This is a genomic window from Lysinibacillus sp. C5.1, from assembly GCF_016350185.1.
GTDB classification, from domain to species: Bacteria; Bacillota; Bacilli; order Bacillales_A; family Planococcaceae; genus Lysinibacillus; species Lysinibacillus sphaericus.
This window is the reverse complement of the sequence record NZ_CP066226.1, coordinates 2,977,232-2,997,919: the sequence shown is the minus strand read 5'-3', so window position 1 is coordinate 2,997,919 and position 20,688 is coordinate 2,977,232. Positions and strand designations below refer to the sequence as shown.

Annotated in this window: 22 protein-coding genes and 1 other annotated feature; of the genes, 17 read left to right on the top strand and 5 right to left on the bottom strand. The window is 37.2% G+C overall.

Annotation, left to right across the window (positions count from 1 at the left end; all coding sequences use genetic code 11):
- Window positions 1–83 precede the first annotated feature (83 nt).
- The 4 genes from I5435_RS14610 to I5435_RS14595 all read left to right on the top strand — a co-directional run bounded on the left by I5435_RS14610 (window position 84) and on the right by I5435_RS14595 (window position 5,770).
- Window positions 84–1,715 carry a Na/Pi cotransporter family protein gene (locus I5435_RS14610; RefSeq protein WP_024361292.1) on the top strand — a complete coding sequence of 544 codons (1,632 nt, stop codon included), beginning with the start codon at window positions 84–86 and terminating at the stop codon, window positions 1,713–1,715.
- A 63-nt stretch (window positions 1,716–1,778) separates the two neighbouring features.
- Complete coding sequence (locus I5435_RS14605) at window positions 1,779–2,258, top strand: DUF456 domain-containing protein (RefSeq protein WP_108029770.1); 480 nt, start codon at window positions 1,779–1,781, stop codon at window positions 2,256–2,258.
- 186 nt (window positions 2,259–2,444) lie between these two features.
- Window positions 2,445–3,050, top strand: a complete 606-nt coding sequence (locus I5435_RS14600; protein ID WP_024361290.1) for a superoxide dismutase — start codon at window positions 2,445–2,447, stop codon at window positions 3,048–3,050.
- Between the two features lie 515 nt (window positions 3,051–3,565).
- Entirely contained in the window at window positions 3,566–5,770 is a 2,205-nt protein-coding gene (locus tag I5435_RS14595) for a peptidoglycan D,D-transpeptidase FtsI family protein (RefSeq protein WP_258842324.1), read from the top strand.
- 60 nt (window positions 5,771–5,830) lie between these two features.
- Here the strand turns inward: I5435_RS14595 and I5435_RS14590 are convergent, their stop codons facing one another.
- Window positions 5,831–6,025, bottom strand: a complete 195-nt coding sequence (locus I5435_RS14590) for a hypothetical protein (protein WP_036204720.1) — start codon at window positions 6,023–6,025, stop codon at window positions 5,831–5,833.
- Window positions 6,026–6,260: 235 nt separating this feature from the next.
- Here I5435_RS14590 and I5435_RS14585 point away from each other — a divergent pair, with 235 nt between their 5' ends.
- From I5435_RS14585 to I5435_RS14545, 9 genes are all read left to right on the top strand, one after another.
- The gene (locus tag I5435_RS14585) at window positions 6,261–7,226 is read left to right on the top strand and encodes a PstS family phosphate ABC transporter substrate-binding protein (RefSeq protein ID WP_024361287.1); all 966 of its coding nucleotides are present in this window, start codon (window positions 6,261–6,263) and stop codon (window positions 7,224–7,226) included.
- Between the two features lie 64 nt (window positions 7,227–7,290).
- Window positions 7,291–8,238 (top strand): phosphate ABC transporter permease subunit PstC, encoded by a 948-nt coding sequence (pstC, locus tag I5435_RS14580; RefSeq protein ID WP_024361286.1) that lies wholly within the window; start codon window positions 7,291–7,293, stop codon window positions 8,236–8,238.
- A 1-nt stretch (window position 8,239) separates the two neighbouring features.
- Window positions 8,240–9,118, top strand: a complete 879-nt coding sequence (gene pstA, locus I5435_RS14575) for a phosphate ABC transporter permease PstA (RefSeq protein WP_024361285.1) — start codon at window positions 8,240–8,242, stop codon at window positions 9,116–9,118.
- A 54-nt stretch (window positions 9,119–9,172) separates the two neighbouring features.
- On the top strand, window positions 9,173–9,964 hold the full coding sequence (gene pstB / locus I5435_RS14570; protein ID WP_172583046.1) for a phosphate ABC transporter ATP-binding protein PstB: 792 nt from the start codon (window positions 9,173–9,175) through the stop codon (window positions 9,962–9,964).
- Between the two features lie 18 nt (window positions 9,965–9,982).
- Window positions 9,983–10,642, top strand: a complete 660-nt coding sequence (gene phoU, locus I5435_RS14565) for a phosphate signaling complex protein PhoU (protein WP_024361283.1) — start codon at window positions 9,983–9,985, stop codon at window positions 10,640–10,642.
- Window positions 10,643–10,834: 192 nt separating this feature from the next.
- Window positions 10,835–11,707, top strand: coding sequence for a hypothetical protein (locus tag I5435_RS14560; RefSeq protein ID WP_337982509.1), 873 nt, complete (start codon window positions 10,835–10,837; stop codon window positions 11,705–11,707).
- A 116-nt stretch (window positions 11,708–11,823) separates the two neighbouring features.
- Window positions 11,824–12,891, top strand: a complete 1,068-nt coding sequence (locus I5435_RS14555; RefSeq protein WP_025219984.1) for a mechanosensitive ion channel family protein — start codon at window positions 11,824–11,826, stop codon at window positions 12,889–12,891.
- Window positions 12,892–12,930: 39 nt separating this feature from the next.
- Window positions 12,931–13,136 (top strand) — a binding site (T-box leader).
- A gap of 68 nt (window positions 13,137–13,204) precedes the next feature.
- Window positions 13,205–14,590, top strand: a complete 1,386-nt coding sequence (gene trpE, locus I5435_RS14550) for an anthranilate synthase component I (protein WP_337982508.1) — start codon at window positions 13,205–13,207, stop codon at window positions 14,588–14,590.
- Complete coding sequence (locus tag I5435_RS14545; protein ID WP_337982507.1) at window positions 14,587–15,156, top strand: anthranilate synthase component II; 570 nt, start codon at window positions 14,587–14,589, stop codon at window positions 15,154–15,156. The genes trpE and I5435_RS14545 overlap by 4 nt, the downstream gene beginning before the upstream one ends.
- A gap of 125 nt (window positions 15,157–15,281) precedes the next feature.
- Here the strand turns inward: I5435_RS14545 and I5435_RS14540 are convergent, their stop codons facing one another.
- Both I5435_RS14540 and I5435_RS14535 read right to left on the bottom strand, forming a co-directional pair.
- Window positions 15,282–15,809, bottom strand: coding sequence for a hypothetical protein (locus tag I5435_RS14540; RefSeq protein ID WP_337982506.1), 528 nt, complete (start codon window positions 15,807–15,809; stop codon window positions 15,282–15,284).
- 2 nt (window positions 15,810–15,811) lie between these two features.
- Window positions 15,812–16,255 (bottom strand): hypothetical protein, encoded by a 444-nt coding sequence (locus I5435_RS14535; RefSeq protein WP_108029765.1) that lies wholly within the window; start codon window positions 16,253–16,255, stop codon window positions 15,812–15,814.
- A gap of 159 nt (window positions 16,256–16,414) precedes the next feature.
- On the opposite strand from I5435_RS14535, the gene rpmG reads away from it, so the two are divergent.
- The 4 genes from rpmG (at window position 16,415) to I5435_RS14515 (ending at window position 19,598) form a co-directional block, all read left to right on the top strand.
- Window positions 16,415–16,564, top strand: coding sequence for a 50S ribosomal protein L33 (rpmG, locus tag I5435_RS14530; protein WP_008408521.1), 150 nt, complete (start codon window positions 16,415–16,417; stop codon window positions 16,562–16,564).
- 65 nt (window positions 16,565–16,629) lie between these two features.
- Window positions 16,630–17,214: a 5-formyltetrahydrofolate cyclo-ligase gene (locus tag I5435_RS14525; RefSeq protein WP_229387083.1), complete on the top strand. Its 585-nt coding sequence runs from the start codon at window positions 16,630–16,632 to the stop codon at window positions 17,212–17,214.
- Window position 17,215: 1 nt separating this feature from the next.
- Window positions 17,216–17,425, top strand: coding sequence for a YqgQ family protein (locus tag I5435_RS14520; RefSeq protein WP_024361277.1), 210 nt, complete (start codon window positions 17,216–17,218; stop codon window positions 17,423–17,425).
- A gap of 277 nt (window positions 17,426–17,702) precedes the next feature.
- Window positions 17,703–19,598, top strand: coding sequence for an LTA synthase family protein (locus I5435_RS14515; RefSeq protein WP_024361276.1), 1,896 nt, complete (start codon window positions 17,703–17,705; stop codon window positions 19,596–19,598).
- 110 nt (window positions 19,599–19,708) lie between these two features.
- Here I5435_RS14515 and I5435_RS14510 read toward each other — a convergent pair whose 3' ends face one another.
- Window positions 19,709–20,245, bottom strand: a complete 537-nt coding sequence (locus tag I5435_RS14510) for a TlpA family protein disulfide reductase (protein WP_025219981.1) — start codon at window positions 20,243–20,245, stop codon at window positions 19,709–19,711.
- Window positions 20,246–20,451: 206 nt separating this feature from the next.
- Window positions 20,452–20,631 carry a DUF2759 domain-containing protein gene (locus I5435_RS14505; protein ID WP_024361274.1) on the bottom strand — a complete coding sequence of 60 codons (180 nt, stop codon included), beginning with the start codon at window positions 20,629–20,631 and terminating at the stop codon, window positions 20,452–20,454.
- Window positions 20,632–20,688 lie beyond the last annotated feature (57 nt).

Genomic DNA, 20,688 nt, shown 5'->3' with positions numbered 1-20,688 from the left:
AAAGGTTTTCTTTACTTTTTGTACATTTTCATTTAATGATTAGGAATAGATTAGTAGAGACGTAGGAATTGGAGCGAATACCATTGACAATAGATTGGCAAAGCATATTATTTCAATTTTTAGGCGGATTAGGGGTCTTTTTATTTTCCATAAAATATATGGGAGAAGGGTTACAAAAATCGGCAGATGACAGACTCCGTGAATGGTTGAATCGATTTACAACGAATCCGTTTATGGGTGTGTTAGTTGGGATAATCGTAACGGTTTGTATTCAGTCAAGTTCGGCTACAACAGTAATTACTGTTGGTCTAGTGAGTGCAGGCTTCTTAACATTACGACAAGCAATAGGTGTCATTATGGGAGCTAATATTGGCACGACAATAACTGCATTTATTATCGGTATTAATATAGGTATTTATTTTTATCCACTCCTCGCGATTGGCGCAGCATTTTTATTTTTCTTTAAAAAGGCTATTTATCATCACATAGGTCAAATTTTATTTGGCTTTGGTGGTTTGTTTTTAGGATTGGAGCTAATGAGTGCTAGTATGCAGTCACTGCATGAATTAGCAGACTTCGCATCATTAACCATTCATTTGAGTAATCAACCGGTAATCGGCATATTTTTAGGGACTATTTTTACATTGCTCGTTCAAAGTTCGACAGCGACAGTTGGCGTATTGCAAGGCTTATATGCTGAACAATTAATCGGTTTAGATAGTGCGCTACCGATTTTATTTGGTGAAAATATCGGCACGACAATAACGGCTGTCCTCGCTTCATTAGGTGCTTCGATTTATGCAAAGCGAGCAGCGGCTGCCCATGTGTTATTTAATGTGATTGGGACGGTTATTTTTATGTTGCTGTTTACCCCCTTTATAAATTATGTGCAGTGGATTAGTCAGTTGTTTCATTTAGAAGCTCGAATGCAAATTGCTGTCGCACATGGTTCGTTTAATGTCTTTAATATGTTGATTCAACTACCGTTTATCGCAGGATTATCATTATTAGTAACAAAATTATTGCCTGGACATGACGGTGGTATTGATGTTGCAACGAAACATCTGGACCCATCCTTCATTGATTCTTCGCCAGCCATCGCATTAGGGCAAGCTAAAGAAGAAGTTTTGCGGATGGGTGAACATGCGCTGAGGGGCTTAGAAGAAACGTTTTACTACATGAAAACAGGGGAGTCATCACATATCCCTACCGTATTACAGTTGGAAGTGGCACTTAATCATTTAGATAAAGAAATAACGAATTATTTAGTGATGGTGTCCAAGCAGCCGCTTTCTCATGCTGATTCGGTACGACACCATACCCTATTAACGAATGTGCGTGATATTGAGCGTATTGGCGACCATTTTGAAAATATTTTGGAGCTATTGCAATATAAGGATCACCATGAAGTGAGTTTAAGTAAGTCAGCGCGGCAAGATTTAATCGGTATGTTTAGTCTTGCCATCGAGGCGGTAAGGAAAAGCTTAGAGGCGCTTGATACGGCGAGTCTTAGCTTAGCGCAAGAAGTAACAGAGTTAGAGAGTTTGATAGATGATATGGAGGATAAACTAAGACAAAAGCATATTGCACGTTTAAATACAAACGAATGTAGTGGCGCAGCTGGTATTGTTTATACGGATATTGTTAGCAACTTGGAGAGAATTGGGGATCACGCTGTGAATATTGCAGATTCTATTTTAGGAATTCGCCACTAGATTGAAACTTTTTGGCAATATTTTTCGTATGTAAGGCATGCAAGACAAAAGGAGAGAGCTTTGATGGAAGTTGTTGGCTGGATCGTAGTGATTGCCTGCTTTATCGTTTCATTTGTTGGATTAGTGTATCCGATAATCCCAGGTGTTCTATTTTTACTAGGTGGATTTATTCTTTATGGATCATTTTTCTCATTTGCTGATTTAAGTTGGTGGTTCTGGGCAATTGAAATTTTATTTGTTGTCCTTCTCTTTGGAGCTGATACGGTTGCAAATGCTGTTGGTATTAAAAAATTCGGTGGCTCCAATGCAGGAATGTGGGGCAGTACAATCGGTTTATTGATTGGGCCATTCGTTATTCCTGTTGCCGGCATTTTAGTAGGGCCTTTTTTAGGCGCCATCATTGCAGAGCTTATTGTAGAGCGAAGAACTTTTAATGAAGCTGTAAAAAGTGGTGTGGGTTCGCTTATCGGTTTTTTAACGTCAACCGTAGCCAAGGCAGTTATTCAAATTGTGATGATTGTCGTATTCTTTATTGCTATTTAAACGTATTGTGGGGGTAACTATAAAGTTTAACAAATTAAAGAAGTGGGTATATTAGAAATTGGATTATTTATTTCGGTCAAAAGGCTGAAATCTTTAATTTGAGGTATTTTTCATTGAATGGTTTGACCAATTTTGATAATCTAAGGATGTACTAATTATTTCTTTATTTTAGGGAGGAACTTAATAATGGCTTACGAATTACCACAATTAACTTATGCTTACGATGCATTAGAACCAAATATCGATGCAAAAACTATGGAAATTCACTATTCTAAACACCACAATACTTATGTAACAAATTTAAACGCAGCAGTGGAAGGTACTGAATTTGCAGAAAAAGACATTAATGACTTAATCGCAAATATCGATGCACTTCCAGCTGACAAACAAACAGCAGTTCGTAACAACGGTGGCGGACATGCTAACCACACACTATTCTGGGAAGTAATCGCACCAGGCGGTTCAAAAACTCCAGTTGGTGAAGTAGCTAAAGCAATCGATGCTAAATTTGGTTCTTTCGATGCTTTCAAAGAAGAGTTTGCAAAAGCTGCAACAACTCGATTCGGTTCAGGTTGGGCTTGGTTAATCGTTGATGGTGATTCAGTAGCAGTTACATCTACACCAAACCAAGACTCTCCAGTTATGGAAGGTAAAACACCAATCTTAGGATTAGATGTTTGGGAGCACGCTTACTACTTAAACTATCAAAACCGTCGTCCAGATTATATCGGTGCTTTCTGGAACGTAGTAAACTGGGATGCAGTAGAAGCTAAATTTCAAGCTGCAAAATAATCATTTGCGATAAAAAAGCAAAATAATTAGGTTTCTGCGGAACTATTGTGAAGCGGAAGTTTACTAATTATTTCTATGTAAAGGGCTATGTATAAGGTGAAAAATCACCTTGGCATGGCCCTTTTTATATGATTTTAGCGCATTTAGTAATGTTGCTTTCGAATAGCAGAAATCCATATATACGGAAGGAAACTTTTCTTGCCAAGTACCGTCATTTAAAATGATGCTTCCTCTAGTTAAGGATTGTTACGGCAGATCATTTCATAAATAGTCGGAAATTACGAATAGGTCGACGAAGCAAACGGCTGGGACTCCTCCAACGAAGTGTGAAAAGCGACCATCTGTAGTGTAAGTGATGTGATTGCTTCTATTTTACATTTTTCAATAATTAGTATTTTAATGATGACAAGGCGAATTATGAAAATGATGCAAGAGTATGCTTTTCTGACGCAACTTCGAATGGTATACTAGGTATCGTGTATTTAAACAGTTATTAGATGAGGAGGGGAATACATATGCGCAAAGCACCGGGGAAAAATCGCGCAGCGAGTGTTAAAGCGAAACATCACTCTAATTTAACATTTCGTATGAATGTCCTTTTCTTTGCTATATTTATCGTATTTTCGATGTTAATTTTTAGACTTGGTTATATGCAAATTGTTAAAGGGGAAGATTATGTTCGTATTTTAGAGCGGACTGAGGAAGTACCTGTCAATACGAGTGTGCCAAGGGGTCGGATGTATGATCGTTATGGGCGTATTTTAGTGGATAATCAGCCTGAAAACGCGATTACGTATACAAAAATGCAGACGACTAAAACGGAGGATATGTTAGCAATTGCTGAAAAGCTGGCTCAATTGATTGAACAACCAACGAATCGTGTCACATTACGCGATAAATTGGATTTTTGGATTTTAAAAAACCATGACGCAGCATATGCAAAAATATCTGATGAAGAGCAAACGAAAATTAAAACACAGGAAAATATTACGACAAGTCAAGCGAATGCAGAAATCGATAAAATTGTACGTGAGCGCATTACAGACGAAGAATTAGCACAATTAACGGAAGCAGATTTAGAAGTATTAGCAATCTACCGCGAGATGGTATCAGGCTATAATTTATCACCTCAAATCATTAAAAGTGAGAATGTATCAGCAGATGAATTTGCGCGTGTTTCAGAGCGTTTAACTGAGTTACCAGGAGTCAACACAACGACAGACTGGAAGCGTGTTAAACTATCATCCCTTTCTGTGTTAGGCCGTACAACTGTACCAACAAAAGGGATACCGAAAGAGAAGCTTAATTATTATTTAGCACGTGATTATTCACGTAATGATCGCGTCGGAGAAAGTTATATTGAAGCGCAATATGAAGAGCTTTTACAAGGGCAAAAAACAGTTGTCAAAAATATTACGAATAAAAAAGGGCAAGTTGTTGATACCATTACAACATATGAAGGCGAGCCTGGTAAAGATTTAGTATTAACATTTGATAGCGAGTTGCAAGTCGCTAATGAAAAAATTGTAGAAGAAGAACTGCTGAAGTTAAAAGCAATGTCTGGCTCAAGTTTATTAGATCGAGCGTTCTTAATCATGATGGACCCAAATACGGGAGATATCCTATCAATGGTAGGTAAAAAAATCGAAAAAGATTCGGAAACGGGCAGAAATGTAGTTGTGGATTATGCATACGGCTCGTTTACAACAGCTTATGAGGCAGGGTCTGTCGTAAAAGCAGGTACACTACTGACAGGCTATAAACTAGGGGCGATTACTCCGAACACAGTATTAGGAGATGAACCAATCCATTTACTTGGTACACCCGTTAAAAGATCGATCTTTAATCCTGGTGGCTATATTTCAATGGATGGTTTAAGCGCACTTGAGCAATCTTCCAACGTTTATATGTTTAAAACGGCAATGCTTATTAATGGCACGCCATATAGTTATATGATGCCGCTGCGATTAAATGATCAAACATTCCCGAAAATGCGTAATTCCTATGCACAGTTTGGGCTAGGTGTTAAAACAGGTATTGATTTACCAAATGAATTTAGCGGTGTCCAAGGTCCGTCTGGTCCAACAATGGGTGGTAAAACACTCGACTTAGCCATTGGACAATATGATACGTATACACCGCTTCAACTAGCACAATATATTTCAACGATAGCGAATGGTGGCTATCGTGTTCAGCCCCATGTCGTGAAAGAAGTGCGTGATCCATCAAAAGATGGTCAACAGCTAGGGCAATTAGTGACAGAAGTAGGACCAAGAATTTTAAATCACATCGATAATACAGAAGAAGAAATTAATTATGTAAAAAAAGGCTTGCATCGTGTTTATACGGGTTCTCGTGGTACGGCACGTTCAGCATTTTCGAACGCACCTTTTACCGCTGCCGGAAAAACAGGGACAGCCGAAGTAGTATATTATGGACCATTACGTGAACGTTATGGTACAAATACGATTAATTTAACGCATGTTGGCTATGCGCCATATGAAAATCCTGAAGTTGCTTATGCTGTTGTCATTCCATGGGCAACTACGAACCTTAATCAACATTTATCGAATAATAACGTGATTGCAAGACGTGCTTTAGATGCTTACTATGAGCTAAAAGCAAAATATGAAAAGACAAAAGTGACAGATAATAAAGTAGAACAACCAATTTTACCTGCGATTACAAAAGATAAAATCGGTGAAGATGAACAAGAATAAAAAAACCGCTAGCGCATATTTATATGCCTAGCGGTTTTTTAGTATCTATATAGCTTTTTACTAGCGATTAAGCTGTTGAATCGCCAATTCAAATTGTTCCTTCGGTTTTTCTCCATAAAGCTCAATATTATTATAGAAATACGTCGTCATCATAAAATCAATAGCCTCCTGTAATGACAACTCTCGATGATCCATGATAAGTGTTAAATATGTTTTAAAGTAATCGGCATTTTGTACATTTGCATGATTAATCACAAAGTCAAACTCCTCTTATAATATTTCCTGACACAAATGAATATTATAGCATCTTTGCTAAAGGAAGCAAATCATTTAATTGCAATTGTAAACGTCTCTTTACAATCGTTTACAAAGCATTACATTCCTTTACGTGTCTTTTACGAACGGTTTATACGAATTCAACAATAAGTCATTATAGTAAAGATTGTAAGGCAAAACACAAATAAAAAAGTTAGTGACGGAGGCAAATGAGATGAAAAAGTGGAAGTACTTAACGATGACAGCGGTAATGGGTTCAGCATTAATGCTTGGTGCATGTAGCGGAGACAACTCAACGCAAAACAATAACAATGCAGAAACGAACTCAGGACAAGAAGCTGCTGACGAAAAACTGCAAGGTTCAGTTGCTGGAGATGGTTCATCAACAGTAGCACCAATTATTGAAGCAGTTGTTGAAGAGTATGCAGGTGCACAACCGGATGTCAAAGTATCGGTAGGTGTTTCTGGTACTGGTGGTGGCTTTGAAAAATTCATCGCAGGTGAGACAGACTTTTCAAATGCATCTCGTTTTATAAAGACAGAAGAGAAAGAAAAACTAGACCAAGCTGGAATAGCTTACACTGAGTTAGCTTTAGCATATGATGGTTTATCAGTAGTGGTGAATCCTGAAAACGATTGGGCAAAGGATTTAACTATAGAACAACTAAAGAAAATTTGGACTGAAGATGGCACAGAGAAAAAATGGTCAGATATCGACCCTTCATGGCCAGCAGAAAAAATCGTATTCTACTCACCAGGTACTGACTCAGGTACGTATGATTACTTTGATGAAGTCGTTTTAGATGGTGCTGATCTAGTAAGTTCAGCGACATTATCAGAGGATGATAATATGCTAGTCCAAGGTATTTCTGGTGACAAGTATGCAATTGGCTTCTTTGGCTTCGCTTACTACTTAGAAAATAAAGATAAGTTAAACATTGTTAAAGTCAATGGAATTGAACCAACACATGACACAATTGAAAAAGGCGAATATACGCCACTTTCACGCCCACTATTCACTTATGTGAAAAACAGTGCGATGAAAGATAATGCAGCAGCATATGATTTCGTTAAGTTCACACTTGAAAATGCAGGAGATATGGCAGAAGCAGTAGGTTATGTTCGTCTACCTGAAGAAAAATATGCTGAAGGCTTAAAAACTTTAGAAGGCTTAAAATAAGTAGACATGCATAGAGGGAAAGAGATGGATGCTCTTTCCCTCGCTTATTGGAAAGGAGCACCCAATGGTTTCTCAAAAGGAAAATAAGACATCATCTGTGCAACAATTAATTGCAAATTCGCGCAATCATAAAACTAAGAAAATAGTGGAAAAAGCCATGCCAGCTTTATTATTTTCTGCAGCGCTTATCTCGATTTTGACAACATTTGGCATTGTTTTCACCCTTATTTTTGAAACGTTTGAGTTTTTCAAGCGTGTTTCGATTACGGATTTTTTATTTGGTACACAGTGGCTACCATTTTCTGGAAAGGAGCCGTTATTTGGGATTTTACCGCTTATCGCAGGAACACTGAAAGTTACATTAATTGCAGTTGCTGTAGCAGTACCATTTGGGATTGCTTCAGCCATCTATTTAAGTGAATATGCGAGTGAGAAAACAAGACGTACAGTTAAACCGATTTTAGAAGTATTAGCAGGTGTACCGACAATCGTTTATGGCTTCTTTGCATTAACGTTTGTCACACCAGTGCTACAAGGAATTATTCCAGAGCTTAAACTATTTAATGCACTTAGTCCAGGGATTGTAGTGGGCATTATGATATTACCAATGATTACATCACTATCAGAAGATGCCATGTCATCTGTACCAAACAGTATGCGAGAAGGGGCTTTAGCGCTAGGGGCTACGAAGTTTGAGGTTGCTATAAAAGTAGTGTTACCAGCCGCTTTATCGGGAATTGTGGCATCAGTCGTACTTGCTATTTCCCGGGCAATTGGGGAAACAATGATTGTGTCCTTAGCAGGAGGATCGACACCTAAATTTGATTTAAATGTCACAGATTCCATCCAAACGATGACAGCCTATATTGTACAAGTTTCTACGGGTGATGCTGGTTATGGAACGACGATTTATTACTCGATCTACTCAGTTGGATTCACATTATTTATCTTTACGTTAGTGATGAACTTAATCGCTCATTATATTTCGAAACGCTTCAGGGAGGTTTACTAGCATGCGCTATATCGATGATACAGTCGTCAAGAAACGAATGACTAAACGTATTACATTCAATAAAGTCTGGAAATCCTTATTTTTCTTGGCAACTACATTTGCGCTTGTAATGCTAGCGATTTTGCTCTACCGCATTGTGACGCAAGGAGTAGGTTACTTAAACATTGATTTCCTAACGAATTTTGCTTCACGCTTTGCGGATAAGGCAGGGATTAAAGCTGCATTAATCGGCTCACTTTGGTTAATGGGAGTAGTAGCTCCGGTATCGATTGTTTTAGGTGTAGGAACAGCGATTTATCTAGAAGAATATGCAAAGAAAAATAGATTGAATGATTTTATTCGCATGAATATCTCAAACTTAGCAGGTGTACCTTCAATTGTTTTTGGTTTACTTGGGTTAACAATTTTTGTTCGTATGATGGAACTAGGTAAAAGTATTTTAGCAGCAGGTTTAACGATGAGTTTGCTAATATTACCTGTAATAATCGTGGCTGCTCAGGAAGCAATACGCGCTGTACCGAATGAACAACGTGAAGCTTCTTATGGGATGGGAGCGACGAAATGGCAGACCATTTTACGTGTCGTATTACCAGCTGCCATCCCTGGGATTTTAACAGGTAGTATTTTAGCTTTATCTCGTGCAATAGGTGAAACAGCACCACTCGTAGTAATTGGGATACCTGTCATTTTACAATTTTTACCTAACGATTTATTAAGCCAGTTTACTGCATTGCCGATGCAAATTTATGATTGGGCTAAACGTCCGCAAGAGGCATTTCAATATGTAGCGGCAGCGGGGATTTTAGTGCTGATGATTGTGCTGCTAATGATGAATTCCATCGCTATTTTTATTCGAAATAAATTCCAAAAACGTTATTAATGAGGTGACCTTATGGTACTAGATTTTAAAGAGGAAAATTCAGTTGTCAAATCAATTAATATAAATGTAAAGCCATCTGCTGAAGTTGCGAAAAAAGTAGTGTATGATACACGTAACTTAAATTTATGGTACGGTGATCATCACGGTTTAAAAGATGTTAATTTAAGTATTTATGAAAATGAAGTCACAGCTATTATTGGCCCTTCAGGTTGCGGGAAATCTACTTATTTAAAAACGTTAAACAGAATGGTAGAGCTAGTACCGATAGTTCGTACATCGGGCGAAATATTATACCGTGAACGAAATATCTTAGATAAAAACTATACAGTTGAGGAATTGCGTACTCGCGTAGGGATGGTATTCCAAAAACCTAACCCATTTCCAAAATCAATCTATGATAATATTGCTTACGGTCCACGTATCCACGGCATTAAAAACAAAAAAATTCTAGATGAAATTGTTGAAAAATCATTGCGCGGTGCGGCTATTTGGGATGAAGTAAAAGATCGTCTAAATCAAAATGCCTATGGTTTATCAGGTGGTCAGCAACAGCGTATTTGTATTGCACGTTGTTTAGCAATCGAGCCAGATGTTATTTTAATGGATGAGCCCACTTCTGCACTTGACCCAATTTCTACGTTAAAAGTAGAAGAGCTTGTACAAGAGCTTAAAAAAGATTATTCAATCGTTATTGTTACACATAATATGCAACAAGCGGCACGTATTTCAGACCGTACAGCATTTTTCCTAAGCGGCGAAGTTGTGGAATATGACAAAACAGATGTGATTTTCCAAACACCTTCAGATCAACGTACAGAAGATTACATTTCAGGACGCTTCGGCTAAGCATAGGGGGAACTATAGATGGTAGTACGTGAACGCTTTGAGCAAGAGCTTAAGGAAATTCAAGAACAGTTTGTAGAAATTGCAACAAATAGTATTAATGCATTAAAAATATCTTTTGAGGCATTGTTAGAGCAAGATTTGGAGAAATCATTAAAAATTATTGAAGATGATTTATATATTAATCGCCTTGAGGAAGAAATTAATGATCGAGTAATTTTGATGATTGCCAAGCAACAACCTGTAGCAACAGATTTGCGCCGACTTATGGTACTTGTAAAAGCTGCATCTGATATGGAGAGAGTGGGAGATTATGCAGTTAATATCGCAAAAGAGACGATTCGTTTAGGTAAGGAGCCTCTAATCTTCCCAACGACCAATTTACAATCGATGTGTAATAAGACAGTCGAAATGCTTGAAAGTATTATTACAGCCTTTAGGGAAGAAGATACTGTCCGAGCAAAAGAAATTGCTGAACTTGATGATTACGTAGATGATTTATATGGGGCAACAGTAACATTATTACTTCGTGCTGGTGCAGAAAGTCCATCTCATATTTCGCAATTTACACATTTAACATTTGTTTGTCGTCATTTAGAACGTTCAGCGGATCATGCAACGAATATTGCCGAACATTTATTTTACTTAATTAAAGGTAAACATTATGAATTGAATAATTAAAAGAGAAGGGCTGCGACTAAGTGGCCGTTCTCTTTTTGCCCTTTAATACACTATTAAATATAAGAAATGGCGGCAACATTACACTCTACACCTACGTCAACTATTGTAGTGTGTTTATTTGTATTGTCAAAAAAATTTTTTGGTTATACTATAGACATTATCCAAAAAAATGTTCTTAGGAGGTGCTGCTTCGTGAAAGACGGTGTAGAATCACTTATAAAGAAATTTGGTCTAGAGATTTCGTCAGAACAACGCAACTACTTAGATTATCTATATGAAAATTTACATGTAGAAGAGCTAAGTGAGAAGGAACAACATTTTTTTATTGATTATTTTTACAAAAGTGAGACACTGCGTAATATGGCAGCATTTGCACTTGAGCTAGCGGATGTTATGCATGAAATCCGAGAAAACGTTCCAGCTATTGAACAGGCCGAGCGCTTAGCCAACGGTAAAGAGCAACGCATGTACTATGCGCAAAAACGGCAAGAAGCGAGACGTCAAAAGTTAAAGCAGCATACAACTAAAAGTGGAAATGTACTATATGTGCCATTTGTTGATTACAAGGAAGAGCAAGGGCCTATTATTATTTGTCTGGAACAAACTTTTGGCATGGAGAGGTATTCAGCGCTTTGTAAAAGTATGATTTTGCCGTTATTTATGAATGCATATAAAGAGCAAAGAGATTTATATATCGTGCCATACGATTGTCAAATTCACGTGCACTTCCGCTTTGAAAATGGTCATTTAAATCTATCTGATTTTAAAGATTTTATTGAATATAAGGCACAAGGTGAAGCAGCTATTTTGCCTGTGCTACAGTTTGTAAAAGGTTTGCTACAAGAAAATCAGCAATGTGCAGAAACGGAGGTTCTTATTTTTACTGAAGGGAATCCTGTTGATGGACCACATTTATTAGGAAAGCGTGCAAAGACCATGTTAGATGAAATGAAGCAGCGCTATCATGCTGAATTTTCTGTTATTGCGATGAATGAGCATTGTTTTAATGAGCATCACTTCTGGTTTGCAAATAGAGCCATTTTTTCAGAGGATGCGATTCAATAAAATGCGAAGCTGACCAAATCGTTATTGGTCGGCTTATTTTTACTGTAAATCGTAACATCAATTTTTTTGCACAAGTATAATTGAAAAAGTACATAGGTATGTAAAAGGAGTATTACATGGATTCATTGAAATGGTTATTACCGAACTTGACTGTACCAACGTGGATAGACATTACCATTGCGGTCGCATTTTGTGTTGTGGGATGGTTGTTTCAGCATTTTGTGCTGAAGAAAATCATTACGAGCAGTGTTACATTTTTAAAGAATAGACAGCGTCATTTTCAAGCGACTGTTCTTGGACAATTTAATAAGGCAATCCGATATGCGTTTATGTCAGCAGTAGTTGTCCTAAGTTTATCGAATTTACTTAAAGTATTTTTATTTACACATTTTGCAACAAAGAATTTTGTGTTGTCTATCATGGTGTTTTTTGCCTTTAAAGGCGTATATGATGTGCTTCACTACTATACAAAGAAACCATTAGAGTTAAATAGTGACGAGGAGCAAAATGTTCTTTTACCGTTTTTCCTGCGTATTGGTAAAGTGCTTATTATGATTTTAGCTATGTTTACAATTGCGTCCTTTTGGAACTTTAATCTAAATGGCTTTTTAACAGGAATTGGTTTAACAGGGGTAGCGATTGCTTTTGGTATTCGTGACACCCTAGCCCATGTTTTTGGTGGGATGTCCGTTGCACTCGACAATCCATTTCAAATAGGCGATTGGATTGCGACAGAGGATCAAAAAATAGAAGGTACCATTGAGGATATCAACCTTCGCAGTACACTTATTCAAACAGGCGACAAAGGGCTTGTTTATGTGCCGAACTCATATTTAGTGAATCGTCCAATATATAATTTATCAAAACGAGAGAAACGAAAATGTGAGTTGTTTTTATATGTAGCTGCGGAAAACGAAGAAGAAACATTACGTAGTGCTTTAAGCACAATTCATCAGCAAATTCATTTGCATGCAAATACTGAAAAAGAGCTGATTCATGTATATATAGATGAGTTCTATCAAGCATCATATCGGGTTCTTGTTCGTTTTTATGTTGCAACCAATGATACGGCTGTTATGTTAAATGTACGGCAGGATATTTTATTTGTGATTCGCCAAGTTGTTCAAGATTATGAGATAGTACTTGCAGAACAACCGGACGAATGTAAACTTGAGAAAAAATAATTTGAATTGTTCGATATTTTACATTACAATATATACTAATAATCGGCTTAGATGAAGAGTAGTAACTATTATTATTTGTTCAAGAGAGCTAGCGGTTGGTGGAAGCTAGTACAAATAAATAGCGAATGGACTTCGGAGCCCTAATCCAGAAGTTAAGTATGGATTAGCGTTTGCCTACGTTACAAGGCGTTGAGAGGGTCTTTTAAGACCAATAAAGGTGGCACCACGGCTTTTCCGTCCTTTGCGATGGAAAGGCCTTTTTATATGGTTTTTTGGTGTAGTAGAGCAGAGCATAGTGAAGGAGAGATTAAGAATGACAGTTGAGCTTAGCAGATTTGCCATCAAAGTATTACAGGGGGATATGATGACGCCTATATCGGTGTATCAATCTCTGACAGGAAAGCATAAGATGCTATTTGAATCTTCAGCCAAGCATGAAGAAAGTGGGCGTTATTCCTTTATCGCCGTTAACCCAATAGCAGAACTGATTGGGGATAAAAACGGTTATCAATATACTAAAGGAATGAAAATGGATACGTCTAACGATAATGTCTTACAAAAACTAAAAGAAGTAATGCCATTCCATGAAGCGGATTATCCTTTTGCTTTTTTTGGTGGCGCAATCGGCTTTTTTGGTTATGAAACCGCCTTTTATGCTGAAAAAATTGGTGAATATTTACATGATAGTTTAGAAATGCCTGATGTCCATGTTTTTTTCTATGATACGTTTATCGTGTTTGATCATTTAAAGCAAGAGGTGACATTAGCAGCAATCGATTTATTTAATGAAGGGCGCACACTAGATAAGATGGAAGCCGCTATTGCTGAAATTGAGCAACAGCTACATGCAGGTACGACATTTGGTGCAATGGAGCTATTTACAATTGATTTTCAACCAATGATACCAAAGGAAGAGTTTATTGCGATTGTTGAGCGCGCAAAACAGCATATTGTGAAGGGAGATATTTTCCAAATCGTGTTATCCCAACGTTTTTCTTCATCGTTTACAGGCAATCCATTTGCCTTATATCGGCAGTTAAGAACGTCGAATCCATCACCTTATATGTTTTATATGGATTTTGAGGCATACACAATTTTAGGAACTTCTCCAGAGAGTCTTGTAAAGGTCAAGGATCGCAAAGTTACAACAAATCCAATTGCTGGAACGAAACCACGTGGTACAACGCAACAGCAAGATGAAGCGATTGCTGAAAGCTTATTGACGGATGAAAAAGAAATCGCTGAGCATCGAATGTTAGTTGACTTAGGGCGTAATGATATTGGAAGAATTTCCAAGATTGGCACCGTAAAGCTTGTGAAATATATGAACATTGAACGCTACAAACATGTCATGCATATTGTATCGGAAGTTATTGGTGAACTGCGTGATGAAGTCCATGTGTTAGACGTTCTTAGCGCATGTTTGCCAGCTGGTACAGTGTCGGGGGCCCCTAAGATTCGAGCAATGCAGTTAATTAATGAGCTAGAGCCAGTGAAGCGTGGCGTTTATGCTGGTGCGGTAGGGTATATTTCAGCTACAGGTGATATGGATTTAGCGTTGGCTATTCGTACGATGGTAATCAAAGATGGGTTTGCACATGTGCAAGCAGGTGCAGGCGTTGTGTATGATTCAGTACCTTTGTCTGAATATGAAGAAACATTAAATAAAGCTCGTGCGCTACTGGAGGTTAAACAATGATTTTACTCATCGATAATTATGATTCATTCACATATAATTTATTTCAGCAAGTCAGTATGCTTGGTAAGGAAGTTCAAGTAGTAAGGAATGATGAAGTAACAATTGAAGAAATAATTGACATGCAACCAGAAGCAATTATTTTATCACCAGGTCCAGGTACACCAAATGAGGCAGGAATCACAGTACAAGTTGTACAAGAACTATATACAAAATATCCGATTTTAGGGATTTGTTTAGGTCATCAGTCGATAGGGCAGGCATTTGGGGGAACAATTGAGCAAGCTAAAAATATAATGCATGGCAAACTATCCGCTTTACAGTATGAGCAAACAGGCGTTTTTGCGCAATTCGAAGGTGACATGGAAGTGATGCGCTATCACTCGTTAATCATAGAGCCATCCACGTTGCATGAAGATTTTATTATAACTGCCAGTTCGCGTGATGATGGAGAAATTATGGCTATTCAACATAAGCACTATCCACTTGTTGGATTGCAATTCCATCCAGAATCAATAGGCACTAAGACAGGTAGTGACATCGTGCAAGCCTTTTTAGCACTCGTTTAGGTGCGTGCCAGGCACTCAAACAATTTCCAAACAATTTGATTTTCAATAGAAAAAATCCACTTGCCTCCTGCGACTTATGAAGTGCTACGCGGAGAGCGAAGTGGATTTTTGTCATTTACGATGTATTATTGCTTTTTCCCAGTTATTAATTTGGCAATTTCCTCTAATGACATGGAAGAATTAACTTCATAAGAGCCGATTTGTAAACTTCGAGCATATTTTGCGTTCGCAAGTAATAGCTCCATCTCTACACTATTTGTAATAATGCCACCGTCTTCGAGCTTTTGCGCCACAATATAGGGCGTTATACCGCTATATATTTGAAGTGTCATTGTGACTTCATTATCAGCGTTCTTATCAGCTTTCGGGGTACTATCAGTACGCTTATCTTCTGCAGACGTGTCAGTTGCATTTTCTTGTTGCTTAGTTTCATTCCCAGTTTCATTCCCAGTTTCTTTCGCCGAGTTCGCTTTTAATGTTGCGATTTCTTTCGTTGCTTGCTCAAGTTTTTTTTGTAGTTCCTCTACATCCTTATCGTTTGAGGAGGCAACTGTCGGTAGACCAATATTCAGATCCAAGCGATCGGCTATAGAAAGCAATGCGCCGACTAGGAAAAGGGCGATACCAAATGCACGGATGGCGGATTTATTCATTATTATCTACCTCCGTTTGCAATCACTTGTCGCACTTGCTCTTCCGTTAAATTGGAGCGAATACTAATATCAGCAATGGAAAGTCCTTGCTTGTTGAGTTCGAGTACCTGACTGATAATGATTTCATGAATCGGCTTTAAGTTGCTTGGCATCGGCTCAGCCTTTTTTACTTGTGCAGCTTGTTGAACAGCCTGCATAACCTGTTGAACCTTTGGATTTTGCGTCGGAGGATTTTTAGCTATGGATGATTTAACCTGAAATTCAGGTTCTAGTAATAGCTCTTCTTCTACAATTTTGAGACGTCGCTTTAAATTATTCGTTTCTTGAAAAATAGAAATGGACAATTCTTCGACATCTTGTTCGACTTTTTTCGCACTATCTTTGAAAAAGAACGATAAAAAGATAAGAACGATACCGACAATCATAAGTATGATGGATAAATCCACTAGTTTCACCCCATTAAATTATGTAATTATAAGGTATTTTACCACATGCAAACTTAATATGAAATGAAGGTAGATTTTTTTTCAGTTTATGTTATAATAGGTTAGTCGTATAAATCATGCTCAAATTTAAATTCTTGATATAGAGTGGGAGGGTTAATAATGCGCGTAAATATTACTTTAGCTTGCACAGATTGCGGCGAACGTAACTACATTTCTAAAAAGAACAAGCGTAACAATCCAGAGCGTCTTGAACTTAAAAAATATTGCTCTCGCGAGAAGAAATACACTCTTCACCGTGAAACAAAGTAATCGCTCATTAAGCCAAAACCACACGTGGTTTTGGCTTTCTACATTTTAAAGGGAGGTGCGATGTCGTGGATAAAACATCGTTGCGAAACAAGGTGCGTGAAGCACTCTCAAATATGAGTGCAACTACATATCGCGAACAATCATTTGCTATCGCAAGAAAAGTGCTACAGGAACCATATATAATAGAAGCAAATACGATTGGCATTACAATTTCTAATAAGCCAGAAGTGGACACAATTCATCTAATCGAAGCACTTTGGAAGCTTGGTAAAACAGTGGCAGTTCCAAAATGTAACGCAAAAACAAGAGAAATGTCATTTTATGCGATAGAATCGTTTGCCCAGTTAGAAACTGTTTATATGCATTTGCGTGAACCAATTCCGGAAATAAGTGAGTTTGTTGACGCAAATGAAATGGATATCATACTTGTTCCTGGCGTAGTTTTTGACACACAAGGCTATCGAATAGGCTACGGTGGTGGTTATTACGATCGCTATGTATTACACTATAAAAAAGGTAAACTAATGTCTGTGCTTTTTGATGAGCAACTATATGAACAGGTGCCTGTAGAGACGCACGACTACCCAGTAGATCTTATCATCACACCGACAAAACGCATTGATTGTGAAGCGCAACGAGGAGCGAAATAAAATGGATAAAATGCTAGATATTTATGATTTATTAAAAACATATGGCACTTATATTTATACACGTGATCCTATTGGCGATTTAATGTTAATGGAGGATGAAATTCGTGAGTTGTACAAGGCGAATGTACTCGACATTAAAGATTACCAAATGGCACTGTTGTTAATACGACAAGAAACGACAAGACTGCGGGTTGAGCAAAATAAGCAGTAATGTTTCAATAGCGAATAATTTGGGTACGGTAAAAATATCGTAATATGTATGTAAAATTAGTAAAAACAGTGGTTTACCACTGTTTTTATGTTTTTACGAAACTTTTTACATTTAAAAACGTATATATTAATGTTAAGCTATAATGAAGCCGAGGAGAAAGGCTGCCAAAAATATATCTGTTGATTATCTGTAAAAAATGGATTAAGATATATTTTGTTTCAGAAATCAAATTGTAAATTTTATTATTTTTTTGTAAGGAATAGGGAGGATGTTAGGAATGAAATTAACTAAGTGGCCTAAACATTCATTTATGATACTAGCAATCGTAGCAACTTGGATAAAAACGGTCATTGTGTACCACACAAGCTTTGAGTTGAAAATTGAAAATGCAATGCAACAATTTATTTTGTTTATTAATCCATTAAGTTTTTTACTGTTTGTTTATGGATTATCGTTATTCTTTAAAACACCTAAAATAAGAAATCGCTATATAATCACTATGAGTATCGTATTATCGATTGTTTTATATGGAAACGTTGCGTTCTATCGATTCTACAATGACTTTATTACATTGCCGGTATTATTCCAGACAAGTAACTTTAGTGATTTAGGAACTTCCGCTGCAGCTATTATTAATCCATGGGATCTTTTATATTTTGCAGATGTCTTTATTATTATTATCGCTAATAAGTACTTACCTAAAATGAAAGCAGCAGTAAAAGTAAACGTTGAATTCCGCCGTGCATTTTTCGTGTTAGCTATTGCGATGACATTTTTAAACTTAGGTTTAGCGGAAACAGAGCGTCCACAATTATTAACACGTAGCTTCGACCGCGAACTACTTGTTAAAAATATAGGTACGTACAACTATCATCTGTATGATATTTATATCCAGTCAAAATCATCTGCACAACGCGCATTAGCGGATGGCAGTGAATTAGTAGAAGTGAATAACTACATTCGTTCTAACCAAGCAGCGATTAACGAAGATATGTTTGGAAAATACAAAGATCGTAACTTAATTGTCGTGTCTCTCGAGTCATTACAAAACTTTGTGATTAATAATGATATGAATGGACACGAAATTACGCCATTCTTTAACTCTTTAACAAAAGATCCAGATACGTATTATTTCAGTAATTTCTATCACCAAACAGGGTTAGGGAAAACATCGGACTCTGAGTTTATTGTAGAAAACTCATTATTTGGTCTTGGCCGTGGTGCGGTCTTCTTCACACATGGTGGTAATACGTATAACTCAATGGCAGAGCGTCTTGGGGAAAATGGGTACTTTACAAACGTTATGCACCCGAACAATAAATCGTTCTGGAATCGTGATATAATGTACCAATCATTAAAAATTGATAAGTTCTATGATGTAGACTCATATAAAGTAGAAGAAGGCCAAGCTGTCAACTGGGGTATGAAAGATATTCCGTTTATGGAGCAGTCCGCTGCATTGATGAAAGACATGCCACAGCCATTCTACTCTCGTTTAATTACGTTAACAAACCACTATCCATTCACTTTAGATCCAGAAGACGTGATGATTCCTGAATACACATCAAACTCAGGAACGTTAAATCGCTACTTCCAAACAGTTCGTTACATGGATGAGGCGCTAAAAGACTTCTTCCAAGATCTAAAAGACCAAGGTGTTTATGATAATTCGATTATCGTTATGTATGGAGACCATTATGGAATTTCCGAAAACCATAATAAAGCAATGGCACAATATTTAGAAAAAGACGGCATTACACCGTATGATAATGCATTATTGCAAGAAGTACCTTTATTCATCCATATCCCTGGCGATGGTCAAGGGAAAGAGATGACAGAGGTATCTGGACAAATAGATTTACGACCAACTATTTTACATTTACTTGGCGTTGAAACGTCAAAAGATATGCAACTTGGTGCAGATTTATTCTCACCAGAGCACGAGGATTTCGTTATTTTCCGTGACGGCCGATTCATTACAGATAAATACGTTTATGCTGGTGAGGCTTGCTACGACAAAGCAACAGGGGAACAAATTGATGTAGCGCCTTGTCAACCTTATGCAGACCGAGCAACAACGGAATTAGAAAATTCGGATGCCATCATAAACGGGGACTTACTCCGATTCTATGATGAAAAAACAGGCAATTTAAAACAAAATGCAGTGAAGTAAATCAAAAAAGGCATACTAGAACTTCTAGTATGCCTTTTTTTTGGTGCCAGTCACCCAAACAATTCAGGTAATTTTGAAAATTTAGCAATGCAATCGTTGCTAGTTATCCTTTATAGATGCGATAGGAACTGTTGTAAGTCCTTTTGTGTAACTTGCCCCTCCACTGTATATCTCAAAGTCCCCTCAGCATCAATAATAAAGGTAGTAGGGTAAGCCATGACTTTGAAAGCCTTCCCGAGTGCTCGATCATGATCTAAGAAAATAGGAAAACTTAAATTGTATAATTGTTGAAACTTGATTGCATTTTCACGACTATCATTTGAAGTTGCATTGATTGCGAGCAACTCAACATTATTTGGTTTTTGCTCATAAAAAGTATTTAAGTCCGGCGCTTCCTCATGACAGGGACCGCACCAAGAAGCCCAAAAATTAATAATTAGAATGTTCCCTTTATATTCTTCTAACGTTGTTGAGGATTCATCTAAGCGTGTTAAAGGGCTTTTGAAGTTAAGCATCTTTGCCCCTGTTTGTTTATCTACAATCAAATTAGGTTGGCTCTCTTTGTATATTTCATTTTTGACAGCAATACCAATGAGTGCCAGTACAACTACTAACGAAATGACCATTAAAATCGTTTTACGTTTCATCATAAATCTCCTTTTTGTGCATATAGATATAGGTTAATTGAATAAATTATTCCATATTTTAAAAATACTCCCTTATATAATAACGTAATTTATGAGAAAAAACCTCCTATTTTTTATAAGGGTTAGCATGATTCATGGATGAAAAAATTCTACAGAAAAGAAAAAGAGCAGCCTCCTAATAGAGACTGCTCTTTTCTGTCTGGATTTTAGTGTAACGCTGGAGGATATCCACTATGAACGATTGTCATGATGACGAACCAACCGAATACCCCAGCACTTGCTAAGTTGAAAACAATGCTTAGTAAGTTTTTTTCTTTAATTGCTTGGAATGTACCAACGACAGCTAAAATCGCTACTAGACCAAAAATAACCATTAATAAGTTCATTAAAAAAGACACTCCTTTCGACATCAGAAAATGAATGTCGTAAACAATATTCCTCCT